The organism is Methanolobus chelungpuianus, assembly GCF_024500045.1.
Classification (GTDB): domain Archaea; phylum Halobacteriota; class Methanosarcinia; order Methanosarcinales; family Methanosarcinaceae; genus Methanolobus; species Methanolobus chelungpuianus.
Genome location: NZ_JTEO01000002.1, coordinates 521,878 through 545,973, shown reverse-complemented (window position 1 = coordinate 545,973; position 24,096 = coordinate 521,878). Strand labels below are relative to the sequence as shown.

Below are 24,096 nucleotides of genomic sequence, written 5' to 3'. Positions count from 1 at the left end.
ACAGAATGTGCTTAAAGAAGAGGCACCTTATAAAAGAGAAATAAAAGGTGTCTGCTGCATCAGTCTATGCGGACCGGCCTTTGCCTGCCGAAATCTTTCTTCTCCAGGATCACTTCAAGAACGCCGTTCCTGTAAGTGGCTTTTCCGCTGTCCGGGTCCACAGTGGCCGGAAGCTTGATGCTCTCATCATATTTCTGCTCCTCACAGACCGCCACAAGGTTCAGGGAATCCTCTGTTGCGCGCAGCTCAATTTCCTCCTTCTCTATACCGGGCAGTTCTGCAGTGACATGGACGCTGCCATCGATCTCGCAGACGTCTATGAACGGCTTTCTTTCATCCACACGCATTTGCGGTCTTGTGAAACGGTCTTCATCTGGCGAGAGCATACTGCCGAACTCGTTGATCTCCGGTTCCTCACCCGGGCGCTGCGATATGGAGAAACCATAGACAAAGGGCTGTCTTGAAAGGTCGTCCAGGTCAACACCGAACCTTTCCATCATGTGCTCGATGATATCTTCAATATCCCTGAAGTCATCATCATCCAGGACATCTTCAAAAAAACTTCGCCTTCTTCTTTTATCTGACATTGATGAACACCACTTTGATAAACGGAATGGTCTACAATGGACTATGCACCCTAAATAGGTATGCATTCTTAACTATTTTGCTTTTCCATGCAGAAATCAGATCAATGAAGCACATGGTAACAAAAGCCAATTATATATCCTTACAGGGCAGTGCTATATTATAGTGACATCTGATCTCAGGAACGATCCGAGAGGCCCCGCAGATCAAAAAGCACTCTTCCCCCTGTACACCATTACGTTCATCGGGACCTTGGGATTTGGCATCATACTAACTTTTCTGGTATTCCTCGTCACGGACTACGGAGGCAACGCACTTGTGTATGGCCTGCTTGCCTCCACATATCCGGCCTTCCAGCTGCTGGGAGCTCCGCTGCTTGGACGCTGGTCGGATATCTACGGAAGAAAGAAGATCCTGCTTCTCAGCCAGCTGGGAACCCTTGCCGCATGGGTCATCTTCCTTGCGGCGTTGTTCATCCCAGCCACCAGTTTACTTGATGTCGAGTCCAGGCTGCTCGGATCATTTGTGGTAACCCTTCCTTTGATAGTCATCTTCTTTGCAAGGGCGCTTGACGGCCTTACAGGAGGGAATGTTTCCGTAGCCAACGCATACCTGGCAGACGTCACATCCGAAGAAGAAAGAAATAAGAATTACGGAAGAATGTCCGTGGCTTCGAACCTTGGATATGTCTTTGGTCCCGCGCTTGCAGGCGCCCTGGGTGCCACCGTTTACGGAGAGGTACTGCCCGTTTCAGCGGCCCTGTTCATTTCAGTCCTTGGTGTACTGATCATAATATTCCTCCTCCCCGAACCCGGAGCTTGCATGCTGCAAGATCACCCTGTCCGGAAAGATATCACGAAAGTAATTGGCCAGGAGCACAAAGAGTGTAATGCACCACGACAGGGAAAAAAGCTGGCCCTGCGGGACGTGTTCAGGATCGAGAACGTACCCTTCATGCTGGTGCTGTACTTTTTGATATTCCTGGGGTTCAATATATACTATACGGCATTTCCGATCTTCGCTGCCGTGGATCTGGAATGGAGCCCTGCCGAGCTGGGAATATACTTCTCTGTCATCAGCGCCATGATGGCCTTTGTCCAGGGACCTGTGCTTGCCAGGCTCTCTGCCAGATACACAGAATCAGTGCTTATAATCGCGGGAGGGTTCATCCTCGGATTGCAGTTTCTCCTGATAATGCCAGGGGACACATACCTGCTATATCTTGCGGCTGTTTTCTTTGCATTTGGCAACGGGGTGATGTGGCCATGCATCCTGTCGGTGCTCTCCAAATTCGCCGGCAGCATCTACCAGGGATCCGTACAGGGCTTTGCCATGAGCGCAGGCAGCCTTGCGAGCATACTGGGACTTCTTGCAGGCGGCTTGCTATATACGCAACTGGGGACCACCGCTTTCCTTATAGCTGCGCTTATCATCTTTTTTGTGGTTGCCCTGTCTTTCAGGCTCAGATGGATAGAAAGGGGAAATTAACGGAGTCAGGAAAGTAAACAGAGGACAGAAGAGAAGCACGGTCCTGAAAGCAGGTCTGAAAGCAATGATTTCGGCCGACAGAGCTTTTTATAAAGAAAGAGAACATTTAGAACCTGGGGAAATTGAAGGAGGTTGTCTTATGGTAAGCCTGAAGCAAATTCTGCTTAAAGAGAACGTTGGGGGACTTGACCTGGTCCTGAGGGCATTCTTCGGGTCACTTGCGCTGTCTGCGCTTGCACTTGGAGTTGCAAGGAACAGCAAATGGAAATGGGTGCTGGCACTTATAGGCCTCACCGGCCTTGTCTCATCCATCACGCGCCACTGCACGCCCTACGTACTACTTGGGATAAACACAGCGACCCCAAAAGAGAGCAAAGGAAAGGATTATATTCAAGGGCATGAGACCACCCGGAAAGATGAGATGTTCCAGGAGACCATGTTCTGAGAACTTACGTTTCCGGGAATGAACACGTTACTGACACCCGGCTCTAAGCTATTCATTCTCATCGTACAGTGGAAGTAGCACGTGAACCTTAGTACCGACACCTTCAGTGCTCTCTATCCAGATACTCCCCTTGTGGACCTCAACTATGTTCTTGGCAAGATACAGACCCAGGCCGTTGCCTCCGTAGTTACGGGTCATCGAGCCATCCACCTGATAGAATCTCTCAAAGACTTTGGAAAGATGGTTCTCAGGTATCCCTATACCGTTATCCGATACCTCTATATGCATGTTTCCGTTTTCCTCACAGGCGGATACACTGATCCTGCCACCATACGGCGAGAACTTTACAGCGTTGTCTATAAGATAAACGAAGAGCTGTTTTAACAGCTCGCCATTACCGTAGACGAAGTGTATCCTCTTTTCGTAGGCGGTACCGAGCAACATCCCTTTTTCCTCGATCCTGGAGGACAGGCTCTTCAGAGCATTATCCAATACATCGGCCAGGCTGAGAGGAGCGAACACATGCTGCTTTTTGAACTGGAAGGCATTCATGTGAAGGAGCGATTCGATCAGCCGGTTCAGGCGCTCGGAGTTTGAGACTATCACCTTCAGGCCATGTTTCTGCTTTTCGTTCAGATCGCCCAGCATGCCTTCGTACATTATCTCACTATACCCCTTTATAGAGATAAGAGGAGTCTTCAGTTCATGAGTAACATTGGATATGAACTCATCTTTCATTCTTTCAAGTGATTTGAGTTCTTCGTAGGCCTTGGTAGTCTTCTCCAGAAGCTGTATATTCTCTACGGTAATCCCGGCAAGCTTTCCAAGACTCTCAAGCACATACGAGTCATCCTCACTGAGCTTTAGCCGCTGCTTCAGAGAGAATGTGAAAAAGCCTGTCACCACATTCCTTGCAATCATGGGGATCACAATGAAGTTATCCATATTCTGCTCAGGGAAAAGCTCAGGAAGCTCTGTAAATACGTGTGGTGTCTCCCGGGTACGTGAAAGTTTATTCACTTCCAGTAACTTTATCAGGAAAGGATGATCAAGCGGGATACTTGCAAGACCCTTTTTAAGGTGGACAGGCATTTGAAGGTCCTTGAACAATACAGCCTTATCGGCATCCGATCTTATGAGATGGACAAAGCCGTACTTTGCATCAAGATAAAAGAAAAGCTCATCAAGGATATTCTCCAGAAATTCATCAACATCATGGGAGCTGGCCGATATAGAGGATGCAGAGTGAAGTATCAATAGTTCCCGGTCTTTTTTGCTCACTTTTTTTTCAGCTTTCTGGTACTGGACCGTGAGCTGGGAAAGAGTGACACCCGATAAAAGGAATATGATGAGGATCAAAGAGTGAAGGTACAGTCTTCCTCCTGGAAAATATGCAAGCAGAGCGGGAGGGAGAGCACTATCGGACAAGAAGGAAAATTCTGTGAAAGGAGCCTGCAGCAGGGATGAGAGACAGATGAACAGAAGTATGCACATTGTAATACTTGCAATGAACAGATTATTTCTCATAGGCCACCAATCAAATACCTTCAACCAGGCTTTCTGCCAATAGTATATAGGCAGGAAGCACACATATATAAAACTTCACATATACAAAGAGCCTGACCGGAAATAAATGCATACCATTACACAAATATTATATGCATCAAATAAAAGCCAGCATAAATAAATGAATAGCAAAGAGAAAAAAGAAGGGAAACATCCCTTAATGCTTAAGTTTTTAAGCAGTTATACACATGTAAGGTTGCGCGTCTGGAAGGTCATACTATATGAACCGTAAGTTTATGTCGTAGGTTTATACTTATCTTGCAGACAATTATAAAATGTATGGTTGCAATTCTATACTTAAAACTGTACATACATATCAAGTAAGAATCCACATTCATCCATGGAGTAAATAGAATGAGAATATTAGTCAGCGATCCGTTATCAGAACAGGGATTAGCAATACTTGGCGAGCATTTTACAGTAGATGTTTTAACCAAGCTCTCAGAAGAAGAGCTTATAAAAAAGATAGCTGATTACGATGCTCTCGTAATCCGCAGCGGTACACAGGTCACAAGAAAGGTCATAGAAGCTGCCAATAAAATGAAGATAATAGGCAGGGCAGGAGTAGGCGTTGACAATGTGGATGTAGAGGCTGCAACTGAGAAGGGCATCATTGTTACCAATGCACCTGAGGGCAACATGCTCTCAGCCGCAGAACATACCATTGCTATGATGATGGGGCTTGCAAGGAACATACCTCAGGCAAATGCTTCCCTGAAATCCAAAAAATGGGAGCGCAACAAGTTCATGGGTGTTGAGGTCAACGGCAAGATCCTAGGTGTCATCGGCCTGGGGCGCATCGGGGCTGAAGTTGCAAAAAGGGCGCAGGGACTAAACATGAATATCCTTGCATATGACCCCTTCATCTCGGAGGAGAAGGCAAAAGAGCTTGGGGTAAAGCTTACAACAGTCCATGAGATCGTAAAGGCGGCTGACTTCATTACCGTTCACACGCCACTCACAAAGGAGACCAGGAACATCATCGATAAAAGAGAGTTCGGGATGATGAAGAGCAATGCACGGATAATCAACTGTGCACGCGGTGGGATCATTAATGAGGAGGCTCTGGCTGAAGCACTCCAGTCCGGAAGGATAGCCGGTGCTGCAGTGGATGTGTTTGTCAACGAACCGCCCTTTGACAGCCCCCTGCTGGGATGTGATAACCTTATAGCTACTCCCCACCTCGGCGCATCCACAGAGGAAGCTCAGATCAATGTGGCAGTATCTGTTGCCGAGGAGATAGTATCCGTCCTTAATGGCGGCGTCGCCAAGAATGCCATCAATATACCCTCGGTCAAACCAGATGTCATGGCAGTGCTCGCACCTTATATCCAGCTTGCTGAGACCATGAGCAAGGCCTGTGCACAACTGCTCGGGAAGAACTATGAGAGGATAGAGATCTTCTACCAGGGGGAGATCGCAGGCAAGGATACGAGGCCGGTTACTGTGGCAGCTGTCAAGGGCATGCTTCAGGTAGCGCTCGGCTCCGCGGTAAACTATGTGAACGCGAACAGCCTCGCAAAGTCCAGGAAAGTGGAGGTCATTGAGAGCAAGTCACAGACTTCAGATGAGTTTGCCTCTTCTATCAAGGTCAGGATAACAAAGGGCAGTGAAAGCCAGTCCATCACCGGTACTGTTGTCGGAAACGCTGCCAAGATAATCGGCATCAATGAGGAGCGCGTCGACCTGGCACCATCCGGCTACATCATAGTTGTCAAGCATGTCAACAAGCCCAATGTGATAGGGCCCTGCTGCATAGTTCTGGGAAAGAACAATATCAACATATCAGGAATGCAGGTAGGAAGAGTACCCATCGGACAGGTCACTATTATGGCCCTGAATGTGGATTCCGAGGTTTCGGATGCCATTCTTAAGGAAATGCAGTCCGTTGAAGGTATCATTGATGCCAAGCTTATAAAGCTCTGAGTTACATAATACAAGTGGGCGGAAGACGATCAGCCAATGATGAGAAAGCGAATCTATCACCGGTTCCCTCACAGGGAAGTGGAGTTCGAACAAAAGTACCGTTACCATTCCGACCTGCCCTTTTTTACGAGGGTCATGGCGAACATGGACGGGAAGTTCGGTATGTTCGTGACCGAATCTGTGACCCAGAGAGGGCACAGGATACAGGCCAAACGAGAGATACGTGTGGACATTGTCACAAATGGCGTCGATTTCGGGCCACTTAACTATGAGAACGTTGATGAGATAGTTGAGACCATCGAAAGAGAAGGGATCATTGACTTCAGGGTCCAGCTACACTACAGTTACCTTGATGGCAAGTACAACAGGGTGGCTTTCAGGGGGGACGTTTACCTCGTGCGCGCCATCCTAGAGAATGAGCTGCTGGTGCTCCAGATACACCATATAGACGGCCAGAAGAGAACTGAGTGTGGCAGGGTTGCCGACACCATTATTGACGAGCTGAGACGTGGGTCATAAATGGATGAAGAACTTAAAATGGTTGTTGCAACCCCTTTTAAGAAAAAGGCAGCAACATCCCTTTCCATAAAGGATTTCGAATTCACACTTTCCTTTGACCTGAAATGGATGGCACCGCCCCTTGCTTCTAAAGTAAGGGACAAGGCCATAGCTTCCGGCCTTCTAAGGTTTGAAGGGAACAAACTGGTACCTTCTTTTGAGACCGCACAGGTGGAGATACCTACCGGGTTCAAACCTTCACCGGGGCTCCTTGCGGAAAGGACAGTCCTGGAAGAGCTCATATCAATGATCAGCATCATGAGCGGCAAAAATGAAAAGGAAGCAATAGCCATAATCAATAACAGGCAGGAGCAACTGGGCGACCTTATCGATATAGAGATCGCGGGCCTCATCGCCGCAAAGGATGCAGGATGCGACACTGCAGCTGTCTATGAGAAGATACATGCGAAATTCTTCCATGCACAGAGCACATAAGATTTATGTACTAGTAATGTTATTGAAAGGACGAATTTATGTAATGTAGATTCACCATGTTCTTACTTTATTGGCACCTTACGGATGTTCGAACGCATTTCATGCGTGAGTGAGACATAATCTTGCGGAGGAACATTATGAGCAAGAGTACACGAGCTAAGATCACAAGAAAAACAAACCCAAGGATCCCGCAGCTGATCTCCGATCTGAAGCAGGGCTCCCGTGATAACGAGGTCATGGTCTGGAGAGACATCGCCAAAAGGCTTGAAGCCCCCAGGCAGAACTACGCCGAGGTCAACCTCAGTAAGATCAGCAGGTACGCACAGGAAAATGAGACTATCCTCATACCAGGCAAGGTACTTGGCTCCGGCCTTATTGGTAAAGCGGTCAACGTGGCAGCATTAAGCTTCAGCACCACCGCAAAGGACAAGATCACCGGCCTTGGTGGAAAGTGCATGACAATAGAACAGCTCCTTGCAGAGAACCCCAAGGGCTCCGGAGTAAGGATCGTACAGTAGGTGACCAGGATGACAGTTATAGATGCAGAAGGTCTCATTATGGGAAGGCTTGCCAGCGTTGTTGCAAAGAAACTGCTTGATGGCGAGAAGATCGACATAGTGAATGCTGACAAGGCAATCATATCCGGTTCCAGGGCAAGCACCTTGCAGGAATACAAGGAGACGATCACCAGGGGCACAAGAGAGTTCGGACCTTACTTCCCCAAGAGGCCTGAAAGGATACTTAAGAGGACCATCAGGGGAATGATCCCGTACAAGCGCGTCAGAGGAAGGGACGCAATGGGACGCCTTAAGGTGTATGTTGGCATTCCTGTAGAGTTCAGGAATGCAGAGATCGTAAGGGTTGCTGAGGCAGATATGAACCGCCTGAGCTCTAACAAATACCTGACCCTTGGAGAAGTCAGCACCAAACTGGGTTCAAAGTTCTGAGGAGATCAAAATGACTACCAATAATAAAGTTGTAACCTCATCAGGTAAGAAGAAGACAGCAATCGCCCGCGCGACTGTTAAGAAGGGAACTGGAAGAGTGCGCATCAACAAGAAGCCACTTGAGATCTATGACCCTGCATTCATAAGGATGAAGATCGATGAGGCAGTGCTTCTTGCAGGAGAGGCGGCATCCGGCATTGATATAGATATCACTGTCAGTGGAGGCGGAATCATGGGCCAGGCAAGCGCTGTCAGAACAGCTATCGCAAGAGGCATCGTGGACTGGACCAACGACACCGAGCTCCGTGACATGTACATGGCATACGACCGCAACCTCCTGGTCAACGACTCAAGGCAGAAGGAGACCAAGAAGTTCGGCGGACCTGGTGCACGTTCCAGATATCAGAAATCATACAGGTAAGCGCAATGATTCCAGTAAGGTGTTTCACCTGTGGAAAAGTCATCTCAAGCAGCTGGGAAGAATTCAAGAGACGTGTTAACGAGGGCGAAGAGCCTGCCAAGGTGTTAGACCACCTTGGCATTTCACGTTACTGCTGCCGCAGAATGATACTTTCCCACGTGGAACTTGTAGACGTATTGGCTCCATACCAGTAAAGGGACCGTAGGGTAGCCTGGTCCATCCTTCGGCGTTCGGGACATGGCCAGTCCATGCGAATTACGCCGGAACCTGAGTTCAAATCTCAGCGGTCCCATACCCTTTCCGGTAAAATGCTGGGAGGAATGCTGGCATAGGCAGACGACCACTTTCGGAGGGATTCCGGATAAACTTAATTCAAGGTAATAAGGGAACCATAGTACGGGCGATCAGCCAACCAATGCTGCTCATATACAGATAGAAGTAACTATGGCCACACTATTTTATCATTATCATCAATATTAGGTAATTTTACGTTAGGTGATCTATTGAACACACAACATTATACTAGATATGAAAAAGCAAGGATCATTGGAGCAAGGTCACTGCAGATATCAATGGGAGCGCCAGTGCTCATAGATGACCCAAGTACAAACTCATTACATCTTGCCAAAGTAGAATTCGAGCAGGATGTTATTCCTATCACTGTAAAGCGAAAGATATGAATTTACAATAATCAAGGTGATTGAATGGATACAACTGAAGATATTAAGTTCACTGAAGCAAAAAATATAGAAACGACCGATGCAAGCGAAGAACAGAAATCAACATCATTAGTCCCCATAGATGAGTACCTTGCAGCCGGAGTACACATCGGTACCCAGCAGAAGACCGAGAACATGATGAAATTCGTGTACCGTGTAAGGACCGACGGGCTGTATGTGCTGGATATCCAGGCAACCGATGAAAGGATCAAGATGGCTGCAAACTTCCTGTCCAAGTATGACCCCTCAAGGATACTCGTAGTGTCTGCAAGGCAGTACGGCCAGTTCCCTGCAAAGATGTTCGCAAAGGCCATAGGCGCAAGATCAATGGTCGGAAGGTTCATTCCCGGAACGCTTACAAACCCTACTGTGGAACACTTCTTCGAGCCTGACGTGATCATCGTCACAGACCCCACCGGAGATGCACAGGTCATCAAGGAAGCAGTAGACATCAGCATACCGGTAGTTGCACTTTGCGACACCAACAACATGACATCAGATGTCGATCTTGTCATCCCGACAAACAACAAGGGAAGAAAGGCACTCTCACTTGTCTACTGGCTGCTGGCAAGGGAAATCGCAAAAGCCAACGGATCTGTCTTTAACTACGAGCTTGAGAGCTTCGAGGCAGGCGTCTGAGGATTCCCACCTGTACGTGCATACTACAAATAGAACAAAACCCGTATTAATTATTGGGTGATCAGTAGTATGAGACAGACAGCTGTTGCGGGTCAGTTCTATCCGAAGAACCAGAAGGACCTTAAGAAAGAACTTAGCAGATGCTTCAGGAACACAGAAGTTCAGCCCAGGGAGATAAAAGGCGCAGTTGCACCTCACGCAGGGTACATATACTCGGGAGAGGTTGCAGCGCATGCCTATGCCTTGCTTCCCGAAGCTGATACCTATGTGCTCTTTGGCCCGAACCATACAGGATACGGGTCTGCCGTAGCCCTTTCACAGGATACGTGGACCACACCTCTTGGGAATGTAGAGACCGACAGGGAGCTGGGAAAACTCCTTGCGGGAAGTATAGTGGACTATGACGAAATAGCCCATCGCTTCGAACACTCTATTGAAGTTCAGATACCTTTTCTTCAGTACAGGTTTGGGGAAGGCTTCAGGATACTTCCTATCTGCATGGGACTCCAGGACGAGGAAACTGCTATCGAGGTAGGAAGGGAGGTTGCGCGGGCAGCCAGAGAATCCGGTAAGAGGGTAGTCTTCATAGCATCCAGCGATTTTACGCACTACCAGTCTGCAGAAAGGGCATCCGATAACGACCACTACCTCATTGAGCCGGTCATTAGGATGGACATCCCCGAGTTCTACAGGAGAAGAGAAGAGCGCAATATCACTGCCTGTGGTTTTGGACCGATAGCAGCCACCATGGCAGCATCCCGGGAATCCGGAGCCGTCAAGGCAAGCTTGCTGAGGTATGCAACCAGCGGTGATGTCACCGGTGACAGGTCACAGGTTGTGGGATACGCTGCGATAGTCTTTGAATGAACACTAAGGAATAATAACGGTTATTACAGGAGTTACGATGATAACATGTTCTGCACCCGGGAAAATATACCTTTTCGGGGAGCATGCGGTTGTTTATGGACATAGCGCCATATGCTGTGCGATAGATATCCGCACACGGGTGCAGGTTGAAAAATGTGACTCCATTGTCATCGAGTCGGTGCTTGGCAGGACCGGCATCGACCATGACATCCACCCGTATGTCTCAAGGGTTATAGAGAAGATGCAGGAACATGCAGAGTTCAAAGGCTTGAGGGTCAGGGTAGACTCAAAACTGCCTGTAGGCTCCGGTCTCGGGTCATCTGCGGCCGTTACGGTTGCAGGCATACAGGCGCTGAACCATCTGTTCGGGTGCGGCCTGCAGCTTGAGGATATAGCGCGCATAGGGCACAGTATAGAGAAAGAGGTTCAGGGCAATGCCAGTCCCACTGATACATATGTCAGTACGATGGGAGGAGTTGTCATGATCCCGCAGCGCAGGAAACTGCAGGCCCTGGACTGTCCTATTGTGATCGGCAATACCGGCAGGTTCTCATCGACCAGGGAACTTGTGGCCAATGTCGCAAAGCTCAAAGGAGAGTTCCCGGAGATCATCGACCCGATACTCGAGGATATCGGGTCCATGTCAGCTATTGCTGAAGAATACGTCAACCGGAAGGACTACCTGACCATCGGCAGACTCATGAACGTAAACCACGGGCTCCTGGATGCCATCGGGGTCGGAGGGCCTGAACTCTCGGCGCTGGTATATGCAGCACGCAATTCCGGAGCCACCGCAGCCAAGATCACAGGCGCCGGTGGCGGAGGATGCATGGTCGCACTTGCTGATGAGAACAGTGCACAGAGGATTGCAAAGGCCATCAGGGATACGGGAGCTGAAGCGCTTATTACAAGGAATACAGGTGAAGGGGTCCGGCTGGAGTCATAGCATGAATAACAAGAGCATTACGATACTGAAAATAGGCGGAAGTGTGATTACTGACAAGAGCACAGATGAAGGTAGCGCCAGAATGGAGGATATCATGCGTATCTCAGGAGAGATCGCAGGAGCAGACTCCAGGCTTGTGATAGTGCATGGTGCCGGCTCTTTCGGACACCCTCAGGCAAAGCGCTATGGCCTGACAGCTAAGTTCGATCCGCTTGGCTCTATTGTAACCCACGTGTCGGTCAAAGAGCTTAACAGGATGGTTACGGATGCTCTCAACAGTGCAGGTGTCAAAGCAGTGGGAGTCCATCCCATGAACTGCATCGTCTGTGATAACGGCAGGATAAAGGAAATGTTCCTGGACCATATTCGTATTATGCTGGACAATGGTTTTGTACCGGTGCTGCATGGGGATGTGGTAATGGATGCATCACTTGGCACATGCGTGCTTTCAGGCGACAGGATAGTTCCATATCTCGCAGCGGCACTGGGTGCGGAACGCATAGGGATAGGAAGCGCCGAGAATGGAGTACTTGATGACAGCGGCAACACCATTAAGAGTATCAACCCATCCAATTTCAAGGAGGTCCGGCATTTTATTGGCGGCTCCGCCAAAACCGATGTCACCGGAGGGATGCTGGGAAAGGTACTTGAACTGCTGGAACTTAGTGAAACATCAGGTATAACTTCATATATATTCAACGCAGGCAATGAAGGGAATATTGCCGGCTTCCTCAAAGGAAAGAACATAGGCACTGCTATCTCAAAAGCAGAGGATAAAGGTTAAGGACCATGAGCACTTCCCAGAGAAAGATCGAACATCTCCAGCTATGTGCCACAAGCCCTGTTGAATCAAGGAAGGCGAGGGCCGGATTTGAAGACATCATGCTTGTGCACAGAGCACTTCCTGAAATGGGCATGGATGATATTGACATTTCTGCAGAGTTCCTTGGAAGGAAGATGGTTGCACCTTTCATGATAGCTTCAATTACAGGAGGCCACCCTGATACCACGCCGATCAATGCCGCACTGGCAGGGGCTGCCGGGGAACTGGGCATCGGCATAGGAGTAGGCAGCCAGAGAGCTGCCATTGAAGACCCTGCCCTGGAAGATTCCTTCAGGGTTGTCAGGGACGAAGCACCGGATGCATTTGTATATGGGAACGTAGGTGCTGCCCAGATCAGGCAGTATGGTGTGGAAGGTGTGGAGAAACTTATAGATATGATAGATGCCGATGCGATGGCAATACACCTGAATTTCCTGCAGGAGGCCATACAGCCTGAAGGTGACAAGAACGCATCCGATGCACTTGAAAGTATCCGGGAGATATGCTCCCTCAGCACACCCATTATAGTCAAAGAGACCGGCGCCGGCATATCGCACGAGGATGCGCTGCTCCTTAAGAAGGCAGGGGTCTCGGCCATAGATGTGGGAGGTGTCGGCGGTACCACCTGGTCAGGCGTGGAAGTGTACCGTGCCAGAGCAAGGGAAGACACCCGGTCCGAAATGCTCGGCGAGCTGTTCTGGGATTTCGGGATACCCACCGTACCAAGCATAGTCGAATGCAGCGATTCCCTGCCGGTCATTGCCACCGGCGGTGTGAGGACAGGGCTCGATATAGCCAAATCCATTGCCATGGGGGCGTCACTTGCCAGCGCAGCGTTGCCTTTCGTGGCACCTGCGATGAAAGGGAAAGAAGAGGTCGCAGAGAGTATTTCGCTTATGCTTGATGAACTCAAAGTGGCGATGTTCCTGTGCGGATGCAGGAATATCAAAAAGATGCATTCTGCCCCGGCAATAGTAACCGGCTGGACCAGAGAGTACATGGAGCTACGGGGCTTTAAGGTAAAAGAATTTGCAATGAGATCTGAAAGCAGTGATTTTCAGGTCGTTTAACTGTCATTCAGTATAGCTGGTATAGCTTTAGTATAGTCGATACATAATCGGATTTATAGATCAACAGAGGATAATACATGACTGAAATAGGTATAATAGCAGTTGGCGGATATAACGAAATGGGCCGCAATATGACTGCGATCAGAGTGAACGAAGATATAATAATCATCGATATGGGCATTCGCCTGGACAGGGTCCAGATCCACGAGGATGTGGACATCGACAGGATGCACTCCCTGGAACTGATACAGATGGGAGCAATTCCTGATGACACGATAATGAATGAGGTTAACGGGAACGTGCGTGCAATTGTATGTACACACGGCCACCTGGACCATATCGGCGCAATATCCAAACTCGCACATCGCTACACAGCACCGATAATAGCTACCCCGTACACTACCGCCCTGATAAAGCACCAGATCGAGTCCGAGAGGAAATTCGGGGTCAAGAACAACATTGTTGCCCTGAAGGCAGGCGAAACCCTGGAAATTACAAAGGATATCACTCTCGAGTTCATCAATACCCAGCACAGCATAATAGATACTGTGTTCGCGGCCATCCACACACCCAGCGGCGCCGTTGTATACGCATGTGACTTCAAGCTGGACAGGACGCCAACAGTTGGAGAGGCACCTGACTTCGAAAGGCTTAAAGAGCTTGGAAGGGAAGGTGTTATTGCACTCATTACCGAGAGTACCAATGCAGGCAGGAACGGGAAGACTCCTTCTGAGCTAATAGCACATATGATGCTCAAGGACGTCCTGCTGGGCACCGAGGAGGCAGATGTAGGCATGATCGTCACGACGTTTGCGTCCCACATCGCACGCATGAACTCCATTGTCCAGTTCGCGGAAGAGATGGGAAGGATACCGGTGCTGCTGGGAAGGTCCATGGAGAGGTACGTAGGCACCGCCTACCAGCTGGGATATATAGACCTCCCGGAAAGCGTGGAGATATATGGCTCACGCCGCGACATCGACAACGCACTGAAGAAGATAATGGAAGAGGGTAAGGACAAGTACCTGCCTGTCATGACCGGACACCAGGGCGAGCCCGGAGCTGTCCTTGGCCGGATAGCGAACGGAGAGACTCCCTTTAAGATAGAGACCGGGGACAGGGTCATATTCTCGGCAAATGTGATACCGAACCCTATGACACAGGCAAACCGTTATTCCCTTGAGACAAAGCTCAAGATGAAGGGTGCAAGGATATATGATAACGTGCACGTTTCCGGACACGCATACAGGGAAGACCACTGGGAGCTGCTCAGGATGCTCAAGCCGGAACATGTCATTCCCGCTCACGGCACCATACAAATGCACAGCGAGTATATCCAGATGGCTGAGGATGCAGGCTATTCGCTTGGAGACACGCTGCACCTGCTGAGGAACGGCGAGGAACTCTATATCGAAGAAGAGTAGAGCTAACTATAAGGAAAAACAGTGGGATCAACTATGGATTTGATAGGAGAGATCAAGAAAAGGTCGGTTCGTGTCGATAAGGGCATTGAGGATTACCTCCCGGTGTCCAGACCGGTGGAATTGTATAAGGCAGCCCGCTACCTGCCGGATGCCGGCGGGAAAAGGCTACGCCCTGCGATCGTGATACTGACAGCCGAAGCAGTAGGTTCGGAACCTGAAAAGGTCCTTCCGGCCGCTGTTGCAGTGGAGCTGGTCCATAACTTCACACTCGTGCATGACGACATCATGGACAGGGACGATATACGCAGGGGAATGCCTGCAGTCCATGTAAAATGGGGAGAGGCCGGCGCCATCCTTGCCGGAGATACCTTATACGCAAAAGCCTTTGAGATAATGACACGTGCAGAGAGCGATCCTGCGAATCTGCTTAAGTGTGTGGATATACTGTCCAAGACCTGCAGGGACATCTGTGAAGGCCAGTGGATGGATGTGGAGTTCGAGGACCGCGCGGATGTGACCGAGGAAGAGTATCTCGATATGATCGAGAAGAAGACCGGTGTCCTCTATGCTGCGGCATGCAAGATCGGCGCCATCCTGGGAGGCGCATCCGACGAAACAGCAGAGACCCTGTATGAGTTCGGCAGGCTCATAGGTATTGCCTTCCAGATCTATGATGACGTCATAGACATGATAACCCCTGAAGAGATACTCGGCAAGGTAAGGGGAAGCGACCTTATGGAAGGTAAGAAAACCCTTATCGCCATCCATGCGCTGAGTAATGGTTTGAAACTGGATATATTCGGCAGGGGAGAAGCCAGCACCGAAGAGATCAACGAGGCGGTCCGTCTGCTGGAAGAGTCCGGCTCCATCAATTACGCCAGGGACCTTGCGATATCATATGTAACAAAAGGCAAGAGTCTCCTTGATGTACTTGAGGATAGCGGGTCAAAGGACATACTTCTCGCAATCGCAGACTACATGATCCAGAGATCCCACTGAACCTTTTTTCAGAAGAGCAGAGTGCTCTTCTTCATTTATATTAGCGGATTTTACATTCATTGATCTTCCCGGTTCCGCTCATTAACAGCCATTTTCGATCAGCGCTGCTAGTGACAAGAGATAACTGCAAAGCTCAGTATAAGCACATATAAAAAAAAGAAATCAAAAAAGAAGTGATACGGGACAGATGCCCGTATGTTATTGCAGGGTCCTGCCTTCGTCTTCAAGGACTGCCTGTGCTGCAGCAAGTCTGGCAATTGGTACACGGAATGGCGAGCAGCTCACATAATTAAGCCCTATCCTGTAGCCGAACTTTACGGAACTGGGCTCTCCGCCATGTTCGCCGCATATTCCGATCTTCAGGTCCGGCCTTGTTGAGCGGCCTTTTTCAATACCGATCTTCACAAGCTGACCCACGCCTTCCTGGTCAAGGACTGCAAAAGGATCATTCCCCAGAATGCTATCCTCAAGATAACACGGGAGGAACTTGCCTGCGTCATCCCTGCTGAAACCGAAGGTTGTCTGGGTCAGGTCGTTCGTTCCGAATGAGAAGAACTCAGCTTCCTGCGCGATCTGGTCTGCTGTGAGGGCAGCCCTGGGGAGCTCTATCATCGTGCCCACCATGTAGTCCATTTTCACATTCTTCTCGGCCAGCACGGATTCGATTACATTGACAACATGTTTCTTCACTGTCCTGAGCTCGTTCACATGGCATATGAGAGGAATCATGATCTCAGGTACGATGTCCATGCCCTCGGCCTTGAGCTCGCATGCAGCCTCGACAATTGCCTGCACCTGCATATCGTATATCTCAGGATAGGTTATGCCAAGGCGGCATCCCCTGTGTCCCAGCATGGGGTTGATTTCTGTGAGCGACTCAACGCGCTCCATCAGTTCCTTAAGGCTCAGGAGTTCAGCTGCAGCTGCCTGGCTTGCTGTGCCGCCTGCCTCGAGCAGACGGAACTTCTCTGCCAGTTCATCGTGCTTTGGAAGGAACTCGTGTAGAGGAGGGTCAAGCAGGCGTATGGTTACAGGATAACCCTGCATGGCACGGAATATGCCGATAAAGTCCTCCCTCTGCATGGGTAAAAGCTTACTGAGGGCTTCCTTTCTTGCATACTCATCCTCTGCCAGGATCATCTCCCTTACAACAGGTATCCGGTCGTCACCAAAGAACATGTGTTCAGTCCTGCACAGGCCGATACCCTCTGCACCGAAATCCCTTGCCACGGCTGCGTCATGAGGGGTATCGGCGTTGGTCCTTACACCCATTTTCCGTATCTCATCGGCCCATGAGAGCAGGGTCTTAAGCTCCTCGCTCACACCTGGCGTAACAAGAGCGACCTTCCCAAGGATAACGCTCCCTGTGGCACCGTCAATGGAAATATAGTCGCCCTCCTTTATACGGAGGTCGTTCACAGTAAAGACCTTCTCGTGAATATCAATGCTCAGAGCACCGCAGCCTGCAACACAGGGCTTGCCCATTCCCCTGGCAACCACAGCAGCATGGGAAGTCATTCCTCCGCGGACTGTCAATATGCCCTGGGCCGCGTCCATACCGCCTATGTCCTCAGGAGAGGTTTCTGCCCTGACAAGGATCACCTTCTTGTTAAGCGCTGCCATCTCCTCAGCGTGTTCTGCCGTGAAGACAACCTTACCAACTGCTGCACCCGGTGACGCAGGCAGACCTGTTGCAATGACCTCATACTTTGCACTCGGATCTATCATGGGGTGCAGTAACTGGTCTATCTGCTCAGGCCTGACCCTCATAAGGGCGGTCTTCTTGTCTATCAGGCCCTCGTTGACCATATCAACTGCAATATTAAGGGCTGCAGCAGCAGTACGTTTACCATTCCTGGTCTGGAGCATGTAGAGCTTGCCTTCCTGAATGGTGAACTCGATATCCTGCATGTCCTTGAAGTGTTTTTCAAGCTTCTGGCAGATGTCCACAAGCTGTGTGTAAGCTCCCGGCATCTTCTGCGCAAGAGTTGCGATTGTAAGCGGGGTCCTGATACCTGCCACGACATCCTCGCCCTGGGCATTCATAAGGTACTCACCAAAGAACTCTTTCTTTCCTGTTGCAGGATCCCTTGTGAAAGCAACACCTGTACCTGAGGTCTCGCCCATGTTACCGTAGACCATTGTCTGCACATTGACGGCAGTACCCCAGTCCATCGGAATATTATTGAGCTTTCTGTATCTGATGGCACGCTGGTTGTTCCATGAGTTGAAGACTGCCTCGATAGCCATCTGGAGCTGCCTGCGTGGGTCCTGGGGGAATTCAGAGCCGGTCTTCTTCTTTATGATATCCTTGAATTTATCAGCCAGCTGCTTGAGGGCGCTGGCGGTAAGCTGCGTGTCCTGCTTTACTCCAAGCTCGTTCTTCTTGGCATCTATAGCCGATTCGAAGTACTCATGCTTGATGTCCAGCACAACGTCCCCGAACATCATCAGGAAGCGGCGGTAACTGTCATAGGCGAATCTCTCATTACCGGTCTTCTTTGCAAGCCCCACTACAGACTGATCATTAAGACCGAGATTGAGAACAGTATCCATCATACCGGGCATGGAAACGCGCGCACCCGACCTGACTGAGAGCAGAAGCGGGTCATTTATGTCGCCGAACTTCTTGCCATTCACCTTCTCAAGCTTCTCGATAGCAGCATCTATCTGATCAAGAATACCATCGGGGTATGACCCCTTTTCAAGGTAGAGGACACATACTTCAGTTGTGATGGTGAATCCGGGCGGAACCGGTATTCCAAGATTGGACATTTCCGCAAGGTTGGCGCCTTTTCCACCAAGCAGGTCTTTCATGCTATTTTTACCTTCAGTTTCTTCTTTCCCGAAAAAGTATACGAATTTTCTATCTGCCACCAGATTTCCTCCACGCATAAAATATATGATGGATAGTTTTTAGTATGAACTCAATATAAAGATGCTATAAAGCTAATAAAGTCGAGCCAAGATGGTTCTGTTATCACTTTAAGGTTGTGGTCTGCGAAGAAATAGCACGGCCAGCGGTTAAGGTAAATATAAAGAAATAGGGAACTTATTCTCCATATTAACGATATCTTTTTGTATGGAAAACTGGCAATATTAAAACCCCTGCGTAAAGTATATATACTATTAACGCAAGAATAGTTCCAAATAATAAAGGTAGAACCTGCACAAGATATGAAACGACTGGGTAAAGTATCACATATTTCGAAACAGGATGAGCTGATCATCAGAGGGGAAGCAAAGAAGTTTTCCGGATCTATGAAAGAAATGCCTAGAATACATTCTTTTGTTCTTGATAAATCGATTAAGCGAATAGGAAAGGTCACCGGTGTTTTCGGACCCGTTGACTGGCCATACTATATTGTTAGACCGAACAAAGGAACTGCCGGTTCTGATCTGCAAAAACTGGTTAATGAACGGGTATACGTTCAGTGAATACGAAGCCTTTTAAATTGTTTGTTGTGAGCTGTGGTTGACTGAGAGAAGACTGAAGAAATATATTTTCTGATTACAGAGAGAAGGTGAATGAAAATGGTCGAAGTTGAAAGGGTACGGTATTCCGATACTTCCGAAAGGGAGAAGATACGTGCAATGATCAAGGCACGCAAGGAAAAAGAGAAAGACATGGACGTTGAGAAGGCTAAGGTCCAGTGTCCTGAGTGTGGCAGCCGCAGCCTTGTACAGGACTATGAGAGAGCCGAGCTGGTCTGTGCCGACTGCGGACTTGTCGTAGACGCCGAGTTCGTGGACGAAGGACCCGAATGGCGTGCATTTGACCACGACCAGAGAATGAAACGCTCACGTGTGGGTGCGCCGATGACCTACACCATACATGACAAAGGTCTCTCCACAATGATCGACTGGAGAAACCGTGACTCCTATGGGAAATCCATTTCCTCCAAGAACAGGGCGCAACTGTACAGACTGAGAAAATGGCAGCGTAGGATACGTGTCAGTAACGCTACCGAGAGGAACCTTGCGTTTGCATTGTCCGAACTGGACCGTATGGCATCAGCCCTGGGTCTGCCAAGGACAGTGCGTGAGACCGCGGCCGTGGTCTACAGGAAAGCCGTCGACAAGAACCTCATCCGTGGAAGGAGCATTGAAGGCGTCGCCGCAGCAGCACTCTATGCAGCATGCCGCCAGTGCAGTGTCCCGAGGACGCTTGACGAGATAGGAGAAGTATCAAGAGTGAGCAGGAAAGAGATAGGCAGGACATACCGCTTCATCTCAAGGGAGCTGTCACTCAAGCTTATGCCCACATCACCCATAGACTACGTCCCGAGGTTCTGCTCAGGACTTAACCTCAAGGGTGAAGTGCAGTCCAGGGGTGTTGAGATCCTCAGGCAGGCTTCCGAGAAAGAGCTTACCAGTGGCCGTGGCCCGACCGGTGTAGCTGCAGCAGCCATTTACATCGCATCCATCCTGTGCGGAGAACGCAGGACACAGCGCGAGGTCGCAGATGTTGCAGGTGTGACCGAGGTCACTATCCGCAACAGGTACAAGGAACTTGCAGAAGAGCTCGATATAGAGATTATTCTCTGAGCACGCAAGCTAATGGAAGTCCATCAACAAAGGAAGGTCGTTCGTACTTCCTTTGTAGATATCTTTTTTGACAATGGTCTTTAATGCTTAACCCGATCAGGCAGTGCTAACTATGCTGGAACTACTGGAAATGCTGACCATCGGATTTGCCGTGGGAATGACAGGAGCTCTTGTGCCCGGACCAATGCTTTTTGCCACCATAGACACATCCCTGAAAAGAGGATGGCAGGCAGGCCCGGAGATATTCGCGGGCCACGCCGCGCTGGAGTTGCTGGTCTGCCTTTTGATAATTTATGGCATCACATCAGTAAGTGATTACGCTGTCACGGCAATATCCCTTATAGGAGGAGCGGCACTGGTGATCTTTGGTGTCCTTACCGTGAAGAACGCAAAGAGTGCAGCAGGCTCAATGCATGGACATGGCAGGGCGAGTGCGAGTCCGATGCTTGCAGGAGTGGTAGCTTCCGCCTCGAACCCTTATTTCTGGCTATGGTGGCTTGCAGCCGGAAGCGCTCTTGTCCTGCGCGGGCTTGAGATAAGTATACTTGCTGCGGCAATGTTCGTAACAGGTCATTGGCTGGCGGACCTGGGTTATTTTACAGTCGTTTCCACTTCATTCAGCAGGGGAAAGAAGTTCATGTCCCCAAAACTTTATGAAATGGTACTGATATCCTGTGGTCTGTTCCTTGTCCTGTTCGGGTCATGGTTCATCATAGGTACGTAAGCATGAAAAGGATCTGCATCAGAGTTTTGAGGAAAAAGGGAGAGCCTGTGCGCAGGGCGCTGCTGGAGATGGACCTTCTGGACAATTCACTCCGCATATGCACGGATGGAGAATCCCTCTGTCTGCCGCTGGTAAGGGAACCACATGAAAACGAACTCTGGGAGATTCCCGGGGAATTCGAACTGTCCGGGTATGATTTCGAGCCACAGAAAGAACAGTTGAAGCTGGAAGACTTTCTGGGTCGGGTCCCCCATTTTGAAGTGATAGGAGATATCGCGCTTATAGAAGATGATGTCCCCGAGCCTGAGAAAGTGGCAGAGGCCATCATGAAGGTAAAGAACAACGTAAGGACCGTGCTTGCTGCTCTCGGACCCGTGGAGGGAGAGTTCAGGACACGCAGGTTCAGGAAGATAGCAGGAGAGGACAAGACCTCCACCATCCACAGGGAATACGGCTGCAGGTATTACATTGACCTTGAAAAGGCATACTTCACCCCCCGCCTGGCAACGGAGCGCTCCCGCATCCTGGCACAGGTCCGGGAGGGCCAGACCGTAGTTGACATGTTTGCGGGTGTCGGCCCTTACAGTATCATGATAGCAAAGAAGAGCCCTGATATACGGGTCATTGCCGTTGACAAGAACCCTGATGCCGTGGAGTTCCTGCGCCGTAACATCGAACTTAACTCAGTATCCAACGTGGAGGCAATTGAAGGTGATGCGAACCGTGAAGCTGAGAGGTTCTCAGGCCTTGCGGACCATGTCATTATGAACCTGCCCCACAACGCCCATGAGTTCCTTGACGCCGCCATGAGGCTCTGTGCGCCTGAAGCCATCATTCACTATTATGGTATCACGCCTGAGGATGACCTTTTCGGAAGCTCACTTGAGCTAATCGGGCAAGCTGCCGGCAGGGCTGGCAGGATCATTGAGGTCTCTGACACACGTATTGTCCGCTCTTACGCTCCGCATCAGCTCAATGTCTGCATAGAAGTGAAAGTAATATAAGTAATATAAGTAATATAAGTAGTATAAGTATCAAATGACCGAGTATTACGGCAGATAAGCGAAATCATTAAATCGATATATATGGTTATAAGGTCATCCACACCTGCCTCTGTGGCTTAGCGGTATAGCGGCTGATTCGTAATCAGCAGGTCGGGGGTTCAAATCCCCCCGGGGGCTTTAAATCACAGGGCCGGAAGCCACTTTTTTGATTTTTCTTATCCTTAATGGAAATAATAGATAAGCGAGAGTGCAGGTTGGCACGACAAGGATTAAACCTGCGTGTTTAGGTGTGAATTCTTTATCAGATTGCATCTCAAGACTGAGCAGGAACTTTTCTTCATACTCCTCATCATATTTCCTTGTATTACACTTCCCTATGCCCTTATATGCATTTCACTTTGATTGTACTATGATACGTTTTTCCGGGTATGCTACTTTGCTTCTTTTGTCAATAAAAGACTCTTTCAGATCGGCTGCCATCTGCTGCGCCAGTGATGCCGGGATGCCCATAATCATTAACTCAGGAGGCAGCCAGGAATTTCCTGTAGGATCGACAGGCCCGACATAAGCTGAGTCGCCCGGAGCATTCTCTGCAATACCTGCCGGAAAAGCGATCATAACAGCGCATGTCGGTCCTCCGGGTATCAATGTTTTAAAGAAGGGATCGGAACTATTGAACTGCGCCAGCCCACAGAGATTTCTTATCTGTTCACTACCTGCAAAAAGAATAAAAGACATGACATCTTCAGGTGCAAGGGCATCAGTGCATGGAGCAATGACTGTGTACTTGCCGTGAGGGGTGATTTTTCCTGCCCGCTTCTTCTGCTCATCGAACAGTTCAGGACCTGCCTTTAAATGCTCGGCAGCGCCTCCATGGAAATCAGGAGTTCCCACTGTCACGAAGTACTTCAGTTTCGGGTGCGGTTCAGCCAATCCGGTCCATACCAGTCCGCCTGCGCAGCACTGCTCATGAGATGCTTCAACATATAATGGAGGGATTTCTTCAAAAAGGGCAGAGGAGTAAATAGCTCTTGCTATGCAGCGATCTACTTTATATGAGGGTACTGCGTTATTCGGAATTTTGTCCGTGCTGTAGACGCATAGAGGGCGCAGTTTTAACCTGCCGGCTTCTGTAAGCTTTTCCCCCACTTTCTTTATATCCAGCAGAGCTGTTGATGCCATATGCTCATCTTCAGAGAAACTTATTTTCAGATCCAGCTTTTCTCCAGCCAGTAATCGTAGTTATGAGCCCATTGATCTTTATTATTAAGGATGGCATACTTGAATCCTTCTTTCCACATTTTATGCACAGTATCCTGTTCAGGGTATTGCCGGTTCTCCCTTATGGCCTTAACAAGGTCTTTTCCCATCTCATGCGAGTTCTCAACAGCCGCTTCCAATACTGAAGGACCCTCTGCCATTGCGCACCCGACCCCTCCAACTGTGTTGCCTCCGCAGATCACCATATAGTCATTCATGATCTTAAGTACAAAATCGACGTCACCGCTGCCTGTCGTTGTCAATGAGAAACCGTATTTCCCTTCAAAGAGCTGCTCATGAACAATACGCGGACTCCTGTCGAACAGTGTCTTGAGTTGCGCTGTTATATTTATTATGTAATTAGGGCTGCTTAAGATTATGCCATCTGCAGCCAGAAGTTTATCCATTACGTTATTGAAGTCATCTTTTATCGGGCATCCACCCTTTTTGTGGCAGACGTCACAGGCAATGCAGTAACTGATATTAAGTCTTGTAATATCAATAGACTCAATATCGGCCCCGGCATCCGCAGCTCCGGCCAGAGCAGCGTCCAACAACTTTAATGTATTACTGTTCTTACCTCTTGGACTTGAATGTATTCCGACTATCTTCATGTTTTTGCTCCTTTGTTTATGTGAACTTGACAAGGCATCATCTCATTAAGACCTTATATGCATTTTGTAACTTTTAGAGGGGTATTAG

The 24,096-nt window shown here is 49.2% G+C and carries 26 protein-coding genes and 2 tRNA genes; 23 read left to right on the top strand and 5 right to left on the bottom strand.

What is annotated here, in order from left to right; translation table 11 throughout:
• Nucleotides 1-59 precede the first annotated feature (59 nt).
• Entirely contained in the window at nt 60-587 is a 528-nt protein-coding gene (gene hsp20 / locus PV02_RS03660) for an archaeal heat shock protein Hsp20 (RefSeq protein WP_256622003.1), read from the bottom strand.
• A gap of 163 nt (nt 588-750) precedes the next feature.
• Here hsp20 and PV02_RS03655 point away from each other — a divergent pair, with 163 nt between their 5' ends.
• Together PV02_RS03655 and PV02_RS03650 are read left to right on the top strand one after the other, a co-directional pair.
• Nucleotides 751-2,073: an MFS transporter gene (locus tag PV02_RS03655; RefSeq protein WP_256622002.1), complete on the top strand. Its 1,323-nt coding sequence runs from the start codon at nt 751-753 to the stop codon at nt 2,071-2,073.
• Nucleotides 2,074-2,212: 139 nt separating this feature from the next.
• Nucleotides 2,213-2,518, top strand: a complete 306-nt coding sequence (locus PV02_RS03650) for a YgaP family membrane protein (RefSeq protein ID WP_256622001.1) — start codon at nt 2,213-2,215, stop codon at nt 2,516-2,518.
• A 48-nt stretch (nt 2,519-2,566) separates the two neighbouring features.
• Here PV02_RS03650 and PV02_RS03645 read toward each other — a convergent pair whose 3' ends face one another.
• The gene (locus PV02_RS03645) at nt 2,567-4,045 is read right to left on the bottom strand and encodes a sensor histidine kinase (protein WP_256622000.1); all 1,479 of its coding nucleotides are present in this window, start codon (nt 4,043-4,045) and stop codon (nt 2,567-2,569) included.
• Nucleotides 4,046-4,438: 393 nt separating this feature from the next.
• Between PV02_RS03645 and serA the strand changes: the two genes are divergently transcribed.
• From serA to PV02_RS03565, 16 genes are all read left to right on the top strand, one after another.
• Nucleotides 4,439-6,010 (top strand): phosphoglycerate dehydrogenase, encoded by a 1,572-nt coding sequence (serA, locus tag PV02_RS03640; RefSeq protein WP_256621999.1) that lies wholly within the window; start codon nt 4,439-4,441, stop codon nt 6,008-6,010.
• Nucleotides 6,011-6,046: 36 nt separating this feature from the next.
• Nucleotides 6,047-6,529 (top strand): hypothetical protein, encoded by a 483-nt coding sequence (locus tag PV02_RS03635; RefSeq protein ID WP_256621998.1) that lies wholly within the window; start codon nt 6,047-6,049, stop codon nt 6,527-6,529.
• Complete coding sequence (locus PV02_RS03630; RefSeq protein WP_256621997.1) at nt 6,530-7,003, top strand: DUF2240 family protein; 474 nt, start codon at nt 6,530-6,532, stop codon at nt 7,001-7,003.
• Between the two features lie 137 nt (nt 7,004-7,140).
• The gene (locus tag PV02_RS03625) at nt 7,141-7,521 is read left to right on the top strand and encodes a 50S ribosomal protein L18e (protein WP_256621996.1); all 381 of its coding nucleotides are present in this window, start codon (nt 7,141-7,143) and stop codon (nt 7,519-7,521) included.
• Nucleotides 7,522-7,530: 9 nt separating this feature from the next.
• Nucleotides 7,531-7,950 carry a 50S ribosomal protein L13 gene (locus PV02_RS03620; RefSeq protein WP_256621995.1) on the top strand — a complete coding sequence of 140 codons (420 nt, stop codon included), beginning with the start codon at nt 7,531-7,533 and terminating at the stop codon, nt 7,948-7,950.
• A 10-nt stretch (nt 7,951-7,960) separates the two neighbouring features.
• Nucleotides 7,961-8,371 carry a 30S ribosomal protein S9 gene (locus tag PV02_RS03615; protein ID WP_256621994.1) on the top strand — a complete coding sequence of 137 codons (411 nt, stop codon included), beginning with the start codon at nt 7,961-7,963 and terminating at the stop codon, nt 8,369-8,371.
• A gap of 5 nt (nt 8,372-8,376) precedes the next feature.
• Nucleotides 8,377-8,565 carry a DNA-directed RNA polymerase subunit N gene (locus tag PV02_RS03610; protein ID WP_256621993.1) on the top strand — a complete coding sequence of 63 codons (189 nt, stop codon included), beginning with the start codon at nt 8,377-8,379 and terminating at the stop codon, nt 8,563-8,565.
• A 1-nt stretch (nt 8,566) separates the two neighbouring features.
• A tRNA-Pro gene (locus tag PV02_RS03605) sits at nt 8,567-8,663 on the top strand.
• 211 nt (nt 8,664-8,874) lie between these two features.
• The gene (locus PV02_RS03600; RefSeq protein WP_256621992.1) at nt 8,875-9,051 is read left to right on the top strand and encodes a DNA-directed RNA polymerase subunit K; all 177 of its coding nucleotides are present in this window, start codon (nt 8,875-8,877) and stop codon (nt 9,049-9,051) included.
• A gap of 24 nt (nt 9,052-9,075) precedes the next feature.
• Nucleotides 9,076-9,729 carry a 30S ribosomal protein S2 gene (rpsB, locus tag PV02_RS03595; RefSeq protein WP_256621991.1) on the top strand — a complete coding sequence of 218 codons (654 nt, stop codon included), beginning with the start codon at nt 9,076-9,078 and terminating at the stop codon, nt 9,727-9,729.
• Nucleotides 9,730-9,798: 69 nt separating this feature from the next.
• Nucleotides 9,799-10,596 (top strand): MEMO1 family protein, encoded by a 798-nt coding sequence (locus PV02_RS03590; RefSeq protein WP_256621990.1) that lies wholly within the window; start codon nt 9,799-9,801, stop codon nt 10,594-10,596.
• A 37-nt stretch (nt 10,597-10,633) separates the two neighbouring features.
• Nucleotides 10,634-11,542 carry a mevalonate kinase gene (locus PV02_RS03585; RefSeq protein WP_256621989.1) on the top strand — a complete coding sequence of 303 codons (909 nt, stop codon included), beginning with the start codon at nt 10,634-10,636 and terminating at the stop codon, nt 11,540-11,542.
• Between the two features lies 1 nt (nt 11,543).
• Nucleotides 11,544-12,326 carry an isopentenyl phosphate kinase gene (locus PV02_RS03580; RefSeq protein WP_256621988.1) on the top strand — a complete coding sequence of 261 codons (783 nt, stop codon included), beginning with the start codon at nt 11,544-11,546 and terminating at the stop codon, nt 12,324-12,326.
• A gap of 5 nt (nt 12,327-12,331) precedes the next feature.
• Nucleotides 12,332-13,435 (top strand): type 2 isopentenyl-diphosphate Delta-isomerase, encoded by a 1,104-nt coding sequence (gene fni, locus PV02_RS03575; RefSeq protein ID WP_256621987.1) that lies wholly within the window; start codon nt 12,332-12,334, stop codon nt 13,433-13,435.
• Between the two features lie 77 nt (nt 13,436-13,512).
• Entirely contained in the window at nt 13,513-14,859 is a 1,347-nt protein-coding gene (locus tag PV02_RS03570; RefSeq protein ID WP_256621986.1) for an RNase J family beta-CASP ribonuclease, read from the top strand.
• 33 nt (nt 14,860-14,892) lie between these two features.
• Nucleotides 14,893-15,858 (top strand): polyprenyl synthetase family protein, encoded by a 966-nt coding sequence (locus PV02_RS03565; protein WP_256621985.1) that lies wholly within the window; start codon nt 14,893-14,895, stop codon nt 15,856-15,858.
• A gap of 198 nt (nt 15,859-16,056) precedes the next feature.
• Here PV02_RS03565 and ppdK read toward each other — a convergent pair whose 3' ends face one another.
• On the bottom strand, nt 16,057-18,735 hold the full coding sequence (gene ppdK, locus PV02_RS03560) for a pyruvate, phosphate dikinase (protein WP_256621984.1): 2,679 nt from the start codon (nt 18,733-18,735) through the stop codon (nt 16,057-16,059).
• A gap of 300 nt (nt 18,736-19,035) precedes the next feature.
• On the opposite strand from ppdK, the gene PV02_RS03555 reads away from it, so the two are divergent.
• The 5 genes from PV02_RS03555 (at nt 19,036) to PV02_RS03535 (ending at nt 22,311) form a co-directional block, all read left to right on the top strand.
• The gene (locus PV02_RS03555) at nt 19,036-19,296 is read left to right on the top strand and encodes an H/ACA ribonucleoprotein complex subunit GAR1 (RefSeq protein WP_256621983.1); all 261 of its coding nucleotides are present in this window, start codon (nt 19,036-19,038) and stop codon (nt 19,294-19,296) included.
• 96 nt (nt 19,297-19,392) lie between these two features.
• Complete coding sequence (locus PV02_RS03550) at nt 19,393-20,406, top strand: transcription initiation factor IIB (RefSeq protein ID WP_256621982.1); 1,014 nt, start codon at nt 19,393-19,395, stop codon at nt 20,404-20,406.
• A gap of 112 nt (nt 20,407-20,518) precedes the next feature.
• Entirely contained in the window at nt 20,519-21,130 is a 612-nt protein-coding gene (locus PV02_RS03545) for a LysE family transporter (protein WP_256621981.1), read from the top strand.
• A 2-nt stretch (nt 21,131-21,132) separates the two neighbouring features.
• Nucleotides 21,133-22,134, top strand: a complete 1,002-nt coding sequence (locus PV02_RS03540; protein ID WP_256621980.1) for a class I SAM-dependent methyltransferase — start codon at nt 21,133-21,135, stop codon at nt 22,132-22,134.
• A gap of 105 nt (nt 22,135-22,239) precedes the next feature.
• Nucleotides 22,240-22,311 (top strand) — tRNA-Thr (locus PV02_RS03535).
• A gap of 216 nt (nt 22,312-22,527) precedes the next feature.
• On the opposite strand, the gene PV02_RS03530 is transcribed toward PV02_RS03535, so the two are convergent.
• The gene (locus PV02_RS03530) at nt 22,528-23,316 is read right to left on the bottom strand and encodes a DUF169 domain-containing protein (protein ID WP_256621979.1); all 789 of its coding nucleotides are present in this window, start codon (nt 23,314-23,316) and stop codon (nt 22,528-22,530) included.
• A gap of 26 nt (nt 23,317-23,342) precedes the next feature.
• Nucleotides 23,343-24,008: a flavodoxin family protein gene (locus tag PV02_RS03525; protein ID WP_256621978.1), complete on the bottom strand. Its 666-nt coding sequence runs from the start codon at nt 24,006-24,008 to the stop codon at nt 23,343-23,345.
• Between the last annotated feature and the right edge of the window lie 88 nt (nt 24,009-24,096).